The organism is Microcystis sp. M53598_WE2 (assembly GCF_030067735.1).
GTDB classification, from domain to species: Bacteria; Cyanobacteriota; Cyanobacteriia; order Cyanobacteriales; family Microcystaceae; genus Microcystis; species Microcystis aeruginosa.
In genome coordinates, this window is record NZ_JASJFE010000862.1 from 1 (window position 1) to 7,551 (window position 7,551).

At 42.9% G+C, this 7,551-nt stretch carries 7 protein-coding genes; 2 read left to right on the forward strand and 5 right to left on the reverse strand.

The annotated features are described in order from the left end of the window. Positions 1–112: 112 nt before the first annotated feature. The 5 genes from PX636_RS17430 to PX636_RS17450 form a co-directional block, all read right to left on the reverse strand. A complete protein-coding gene (locus PX636_RS17430; RefSeq protein ID WP_002796729.1) occupies positions 113–757 on the reverse strand; it encodes an HNH endonuclease family protein in 645 nt (214 codons plus the stop codon). Between the two features lie 17 nt (positions 758–774). Next, positions 775–2,145, reverse strand: coding sequence for an AAA family ATPase (locus PX636_RS17435; RefSeq protein WP_288118068.1), 1,371 nt, complete (start codon positions 2,143–2,145; stop codon positions 775–777). Positions 2,146–2,260: 115 nt separating this feature from the next. Then, entirely contained in the window at positions 2,261–3,307 is a 1,047-nt protein-coding gene (fbp, locus tag PX636_RS17440) for a class 1 fructose-bisphosphatase (RefSeq protein ID WP_002792305.1), read from the reverse strand. A 307-nt stretch (positions 3,308–3,614) separates the two neighbouring features. After that, positions 3,615–4,397, reverse strand: coding sequence for a DUF3153 domain-containing protein (locus PX636_RS17445; protein ID WP_288118069.1), 783 nt, complete (start codon positions 4,395–4,397; stop codon positions 3,615–3,617). 2 nt (positions 4,398–4,399) lie between these two features. Beyond that, positions 4,400–6,652, reverse strand: coding sequence for a ribonuclease R family protein (locus tag PX636_RS17450; RefSeq protein WP_288118070.1), 2,253 nt, complete (start codon positions 6,650–6,652; stop codon positions 4,400–4,402). A gap of 88 nt (positions 6,653–6,740) precedes the next feature. Between PX636_RS17450 and PX636_RS17455 the strand changes: the two genes are divergently transcribed. Together PX636_RS17455 and PX636_RS17460 are read left to right on the forward strand one after the other, a co-directional pair. Then, a complete protein-coding gene (locus PX636_RS17455) occupies positions 6,741–6,872 on the forward strand; it encodes a hypothetical protein (RefSeq protein WP_261779241.1) in 132 nt (43 codons plus the stop codon). A gap of 201 nt (positions 6,873–7,073) precedes the next feature. After that, positions 7,074–7,551, forward strand: a 478-nt coding sequence (locus tag PX636_RS17460) for a slr1353 family protein (RefSeq protein WP_502882896.1), incomplete at its 3' end; no start/stop codon positions are given.

The following is a 7,551-nucleotide window of genomic DNA, read 5'->3' on the forward strand; positions in this document are numbered from 1 at the left end:
CTAGAGCGAACTAATCAATTAAATCCCTTGCCAGATAAGGATTTAGTCGATTTATGCCCCCCTATCGAACCATACCAAGTAACGAAGAGCCAGATTATCAAGAGGGTTGCTCTTAAGCCTGGAGCCAACTTCTCAAGATATTAATTACTACTGGAGTGAAAGGTTCCATTTGATCTTGCTGAGGTTGTGATAGGTTACTGATTAATATATTTAATATTTCATCATCCTCTAAGCCGTCATCTGGATTTATACCATTTGCCCATAATAAAGCATTAGACAACTGCTTCCGTTTTTCGATCAAAGCACGGTTATTTTTTTCATCGTCACCCAAATTTAAAACTCGAATCGTGACAGCTGCCCGATCGCTCAATCCTTCTACCCGACCACTAATTTTGAATCGCAGTTCTGTTTCACATTCTGTCATCAGGGGAGTTAGGGGTAGGTGTTGAGATTTATGTGCATCACCGCATTGATTAGGGGTATTACAACTAGCAACAATATTTGAAAAGTCGAGCGTACGTTTAGGATTTAGCTTTTGAGCTTCTATATGCTCATTATGGCAAGCATTAATTTTTTCGATTCGCTGGCAGCAATAGGCACAAAGATAAAACTGCTCATTAAGAGCATAGTCTCGAATCTTTGCCCGAACGACTTTCCCTTCTTCTGTTTTATCTAAATCATCGTATGCCCCATGAGGGTTCTTCCTCTTCCAAGCTGTTAAACAACAAGGTTCAGCCCCTTTACTAATGGTTCGCATAAGGTTCAGCCCCTTTACTAATGGTTCCCATGACGCAATTCTTGTTTACGGAGCAGTAGTTTTGCTTTGACCAATTCGAGATGATTGGCAGGTAGTTCCTCACTTAATTCTGCCAGCAATTGTTGAGCCTCGGTTAGCTTTGAATCTTGTATGGCATCTAGCAGATCGTTCAATTCAGTATCAATTTTCTCATTACGAATGCTGGTATTCATGACATCTAATAAGACAGTATTAGCATCTTGCCCATATTGAGATGGTAACTGTCGCAATTCGCCATTAGCTAAAGTGTAGATCAAAACATTTTTACAATCACTGATCACTAGAGGTGAATGGGTTGTCAGCACAAACTGACAATTTGGGAAAGTTTCGGTCAGGCGCTCGCAGAGGCGACGTTGCCAAGAGGGATGTAAATGCAAATCGACTTCATCAATCAAAACGATACCATCACCTGCTAAAGGATTTTCTAAGGCAGGGTTCAGCATGGCTAGACGGCGGGCAATATCACCAACAAGAGCCATTAGGGATTTTTCGCCTTGTGAAAGTTGGGCGACGTTGAGGGTTTCACCATTTTTGTCCACTGCCATGTAGAGACGAGGTTTACGACGGACTCTAAGGTTATCCAGATGGGGCATAAATCGGCCAATGGCGGTGCGAACTGCTGTTAATTGCCGATCTTTAGCGGAGGCATTGCGTTCGTTTAACCATCGCCATACGTCTTGATTGGTTTCAGCTAGTGGTCTTAGTTGGTTGAGAACGTCTTCTGGAACTCCTGATTCATTTTCGGTATCTTCCCGTTCTCGGAACCATTCAAAAAAGCGGCGAAAGTCAACGCCCTGACTTAAGGAGTTATCATAACCGTCCAATTGCAAAAAGGTATGCTTAGTCCTAATTTTTAGTGGAATATCGAGTACGACACGCTCGACAGGATAAAACGCAATTAGGGGTAGGCTAGTTTTGTCATCATGGGTGAGGGCATCACGATAACGATTGGCCAAGCGCGTACAGTCATTAAGGTTGCTATTATATTGGGCTTTACGTCCTTTTCTATTTTTTGCAAGAATCCATCTGAAATAATGGTCAATATCGCTTTGATCAGGATTGTTTAATGATTTGGAGGAATCCCAGACTTCGATTTCAATGCTGCCAGCATTAGCAGTATTAAATATGGCATCTTCAGAAATAGGATTACCACTCCCTTTTTCTGTAAGTAAACGAGCAGTAAACCAACTAAGAGAAGTTGCTAATGCTTTTAGTATAGCAGTTTTACCAGCCCCGTTATTACCAACAAAAACGGTAATGTTGCTTGGGTTTTGCTCTGTAGGCGCCAAGGAAATTTCCAGCTTTTCAAATAGCCCGATGTTATTTAAGATGACCCGTTGAATTTCCATATCGGTGAGAGTGGCGAGGGATATGCTGACTGCTGATAGACTAGGTATAAAACCGTAAAACAGTTAGAAGATAGGGAAAATATCCGACCTCCTAATCGCTAAATAAAACTATAAGTTAAACTCGATCGCGATGACGGCGATCAGCGATAAAAGACTCCACCAATTTAACATCTTCGACACTACCGATCACTAAAGGTGTGCGGGTGTGTAATTTATCGGGAACGATATCTAAAAGATTTGTCACCCCATCACTAGCTTTACCTCCTGCCTGTTCAATTAAAAAAGCAAGGGGGGCAGTTTCATAAATTAAGCGCAATTTACCCTGGGGATTTTTAACAGTACCTGGATAGAGAAAAACACCACCCTGCATTAAAATTCTATGGATATCTCCCACTAATGCCCCACTGTAACGGGCCGTGTAACCATCATGACGGTGGACATAACGAGTATAGTCGCGAATTGCCTCATCCCACTGCCAAAAATTGCCCTCATTGGTACTATAAATCGGGCCATGGTCGGGGATAATAATATTCTCTTGGGCGAGGATAAATTCCCCTAAACTGGGGTCAAGGACAAAGGCATGAACACCGCGACCGATCGAGTAAACTAAAATAGTCGAGGGTCCGTAGAGAATATAGCCGGCGGCGATTTGTTGACGACCATTTTGCAGTAAATCCCGCGCCTCTCCGTCTAAATCATTGCCTTCCTGTTGACGGATGGCAAAAATCGAACCCACATTTAGGTTAATATCCACATTGGAAGAACCATCGATCGGGTCGTAGAGTAGGGTATAGCGACCGATGGGACAGTTTTCTGGGATATAATAGGGTTTATCCATTTCCTCGGAAGCAAGACGGCAAACTAAACCACTTTGCTTAAAAACCGAGATAAATACTTCATTGGCAAAAACGTCCATTTTCTTGACTGATTCCCCTTGGACGTTGGTTTCTCCGGTAAAACCTAGCACATCCGCCATTAATCCCGCTTTACTGAGACGACGGGCAATTAATTTCCCCGCTAGGGCAATCCGACTCATAATTGCGCTTAAATCCTGCGCGTCGGGGGAAAAGCTTTGTAGTTGTTGCAGGACGTGACGGGAGAGGGTGGTACAATCTCGATCGAGGCTATGTTCGGGGATAGAAAAGGGAATATTGCTAACCATAACTGTAATTGCCAGTAATAAAGTAAAAAAGGGAAACCCGTCTAGTCTCAATTGTGACTATGATTTGATCCTAGCCAAGATTTTCCCTATTGCGGGCCAATTTTTAGATCAGTTTTAGAGTTGGCTAATTTTCCCCTCATTGATCATTAAATTTTGGTCAATAAGTAGCTGTTTATAATTAAATTGAAGATGGATCCCCCCTTAATCCCCCCTTGATAAGGGGGGTGTTGATCCCCCCTTAATCCCCCCTTGATAAGGGGGGTGTCTGACAGTTTTTAACACCTAACTACTTACTTGCCATCTCAATTTAAGTCGATGGGGATACACCGGGCAAGCGTTTATATTTCAAGTAATAGGCAAAACCTGTTATTAAAACAATAACTATTGTGCCGATACCTAAATAGTTAGGAACCCAAAAAGCTGCCGCAATGGTGTTAATTTCTCCCGGTTTTAAATGCCAAATTAACTGATTGTCAACTTGTTCTACCGGGGGATTTAATCCTGAGTCATCTTCAATATTTTGACCAGCGAAGGGAGTCTTTAAAGCGAAGTCGATATCGACTAAGGAACCGGGGCTAATGATAATATTTCCCTGTTCGGAAAGTACACCTAAAGCCCGCAAATCAACGGTTAATTTTAAGTTTTTCTGGGTCAAAAAGAAGCAATCTTGTTCTGTAACTGCCAGTTTTGAATCTAGTTGCAGTAATTTGATATCGTCGTTATTAGGGGAATTTTTGATTTTAAAGGAAGAACTAGGATCAAAAAATTGATTGAATTTTTCCTCTAATTCCTGACTATTACTAAAGGGAATAGTCACCATTATTTCTCGTTCGGAAATATGATCGGTTTTCCCCTTAAGTAATTTTGCCCTCTGTTCGATACTATTTAACCATTTAGTGGCTTCGGTTTGACTGAGACTGGTTAAACGTTGTCCGAGGGTGATATGTTGAATAATTTCCCCGTGGTGTTGGTGGGGAAAATTAATGCCCACATCGTAACGGACACAGCCAGTTAAAAAGAGAAAAATACCGCATAAAAAGGGCAGAATAAAGCGGGTTTTCCCGATTTTTTCGGTGGTTGGTTGATTCATAATTAATCTTCTTCTAAGTCGTCATAACTTGCTGAACTGCCACCGCTAACCGTAACTAGATCGATTTGCTGACGATAATAGTCTACATCTTTTACCTCCACTTCTACCTCATCACCGAGACGATAGGCAACGCGATTTTTCCGTCCTACCAAACAGCTATGACGGGCGCGATATTCGTACCAATCATCCTTGAGAGAAGAAACATGGACCAACCCTTCCACTAATAAATCGGAAATTTCCACGAAAAAACCATAGGATTGTACACCGGTAATTAAGCCGCGAAAAACTTGACCCATTCTTTCTTTCATTTTCTCGGCTTTTTTCAATCCTTCTAGGTCTTTTTCCGCATCTTCAGCAATTTTTGAGCGATCATTGAGATGGGAAACAATGAGGTGGCTTTCTTCTTCTAACTCCTCTTGAATTTGACTTGGGAGAATATTCCAATGAATCTGTCCATGACAGCTATTACTGCCCAAATTAACCCCGACTTTGACGATTTTGCTGCGGCGATCTTTCCCCTCTGTTAATAAGATTTTTAACACCCGTTGTACCCAAAGATCGGCATATCTTTGCAGGGGTGAGAGACAGTGGGTATAATTGCCAGGATAGGCCAAACCAAAATGCTGTAAAGGATGGCTGCTATATCTAACTAATTTGAGAGTTTCTTGCAGGAGATAATTGAGGACTTTCACCGATGTGGAAGCGGAAAAAATGCGGGTGAGATTTTGATAGTCATTGGGTTTAATCTCCTCCTCGGCAGTTAAATTTAATTCTGCCCCTAAATTATTGGCCAATTTGAGTAAATCCTCCAATTCATCCCAATCTGGTTCCGATTGTCCACAGTAGATACAGGGCAATTTTAAGGCCTGTAAATGTTCAGCGACGACTTTGCCGGCTAAAATTGCCACTTCTGTCAGTAAAGAACGGGCCGGTAAATTATTAGAAGCGAGAACAGTCCCCCCCCGTCCTTCGTCTTTGTAGGGAGAGATTTTGTCTAATTGAATATCAAAACTACCCCGCTGCAGACGTTGGGATTTTAGGGTGGGGCAAACGCTAAAAAATAAATCTTTCAGGGTTTCAACGGTATCGGTGGGGGCAGCTTCGCTATCTTCTTCACTGAGCAGATCGCGCACCTGTTGATAGGTAAAATGTTGATCCACTTGGATGAGGCTGCGGGTGATTTCGTACTCCACTAGCTCCCCCTTGTCATCGAGGGTGACGAGGATAGAAATAGCGGGGCGCTGTTCTTGCGGTGACAGGGAACAACGACTGGTAACGGCAGCCGGGACTAATGGCAGCACTTTTTCGCCTAAATAGACGGCAGTTCCCCGTTTTTTGGCAACTTTATCCAATAATCCGCCCCGTTCAATGTAACGGACTACATCGCTGATATGAATGGCGACTCGCCAGCGATTTTGGTTGATTTTCTCTAAAGAAAAGGCATTTTCAATGATCGGGGGATAATCCAGGGGGTTGTCATCTTCGATGGTAAAGGTGAAGAGTGGGGTTAAATCTCGCAGTTGTTCTTTTTCGCCACTATCGAAGAAATCCGCTAAATTATCGGCAATTTCGAGGGCTTCTGGCGGAAAATTATGGGGTAGATCGTGTTTACAGGAGACGATATCGGTGTCGGCAGCGGCCTCGGCCGTGGAACCGAGAACACGAGTAACTTTACCGATGGGAGGCATTTCCCCTAGGGGATAACGGAGGACGGAAACATGAACGAGGTGATCGATGTTTTCTTGGAGATTTTGACCGTTTTCGAGGAGATTAAGGGTAAATTTCAGGCGATCATCCAGGGGAACCGCCACAAACCGCTCATTTTCCTGTTTTACTTGCGCTAGAAGCGAAGGATTAGCTCGTTCGAGAATTAATCTCACCTCTCCTTCTGGGGAACGACGACGGGTTCCCTCGCGGATGATTTTGACTAAAACTCGATCGCCATTCCAAGCGTTACTTAAATGATTTTTCGAGACGTAGATGTCATCAGCATCTTCGATATCTTGGATAGCAAAGCAAAATTCTTTGCTGGAACAGCGCAGCTTTGCTTCTACGACATTTTCCTCGATCACACGACGATAGCGCCCGCGTTCTTTGACAACCATTCCCAGACGTTCCAAAGCATCGAGAATCACTTGCAATTTTTCGCAGCTTTCGGGATCGTCTTCGCAGCCCAGTTTTTTTTCGAGAAGTTTACCCGTAGCTAATTTATCATCACTAAGATGAGAGAGGAGTGTGGCGATCGAGAAGTCCATCTAACAATAATCCTTACTTACAAGACACTGACGGAATCGTGAATAATTAAGTTTAAATACTTAATAATGGGAAGATTGATTTAAACTATTGACTCGAGAGATTATCTCTGTCGGGGTAATTGCGATCGCTGGTGGTGACAGTGAAGGTAAACTGACCAAGCATCGAACACCCGAACCTACCCTGAGAATTATCGAAGCCTTCGTTAGTATAAGCCAATAGCGAACACCGGCAAACTTTTCGGCGATCGCTAGTCTTTCTGGCAGAAGCTTCAGCCTAGTAGAATCTTGTTGCTGTGGGCAAGGCTAATCCTAGGACTGAAAATTTTATCTAACCTTTAATCTTAGCAAGAACTTGCTACATTTTTCCAGAATTGCGATAGAGTATTCTAATATAAGTACAAAAGAACTCGAAAAAGTCACCATGTTGCAAAAGTTACGCCAACGTTACCCCCAAGTTGCCCTGATTAGCGAGTTAGTTCAAATCGATCACGGCAAGTATATTGTGAAAGCGATCGTCGAAATTGAAGGAAAAACGGTCGTTACAGGTTTAGCGGCGGCAGATACGGTGGAAATAGCGGAAGATAGAGCCAGAGAACGAGCTTTACTGCTTTTAGAGGCTGAAAGCACCCCCGATCTCCAGCTTGTGGAAAAAGTCAGCCCCAATAATATTTCTCTACCAGAAGATTTACCTAAACCCGTCGCTAGTGCCAAAAAATCGACCAAAACGCCTAAAGTCACTGAAATACCTCGTCCTGAAGCTAAAATTGAACCGGAATTACCTCAAGTTAAGGATATTCCCCCAGCTAAAATTGAACCGGAATTACCCCAAGTTAAGGATATTCCCCCAGCTAAAATTGAACCAGAATTACCCCAAGTTAAGGATATTCCTTTACCGGAAC

What these genes read in the sequence shown, in the direction of transcription:
- PX636_RS17430 (WP_002796729.1), bottom strand. Translation starts at nt 757, where the DNA reads ATGCGAACCATTAGTAAAGGGGCTGAACCTTGTTGTTTAACAGCTTGG.
- PX636_RS17445 (WP_288118069.1), bottom strand. Translation starts at nt 4,397, where the DNA reads ATGAATCAACCAACCACCGAAAAAATCGGGAAAACCCGCTTTATTCTG.
- fbp (WP_002792305.1), bottom strand. Translation starts at nt 3,307, where the DNA reads ATGGTTAGCAATATTCCCTTTTCTATCCCCGAACATAGCCTCGATCGA.
- PX636_RS17435 (WP_288118068.1), bottom strand. Translation starts at nt 2,145, where the DNA reads ATGGAAATTCAACGGGTCATCTTAAATAACATCGGGCTATTTGAAAAG.
- PX636_RS17450 (WP_288118070.1), bottom strand. Translation starts at nt 6,652, where the DNA reads ATGGACTTCTCGATCGCCACACTCCTCTCTCATCTTAGTGATGATAAA.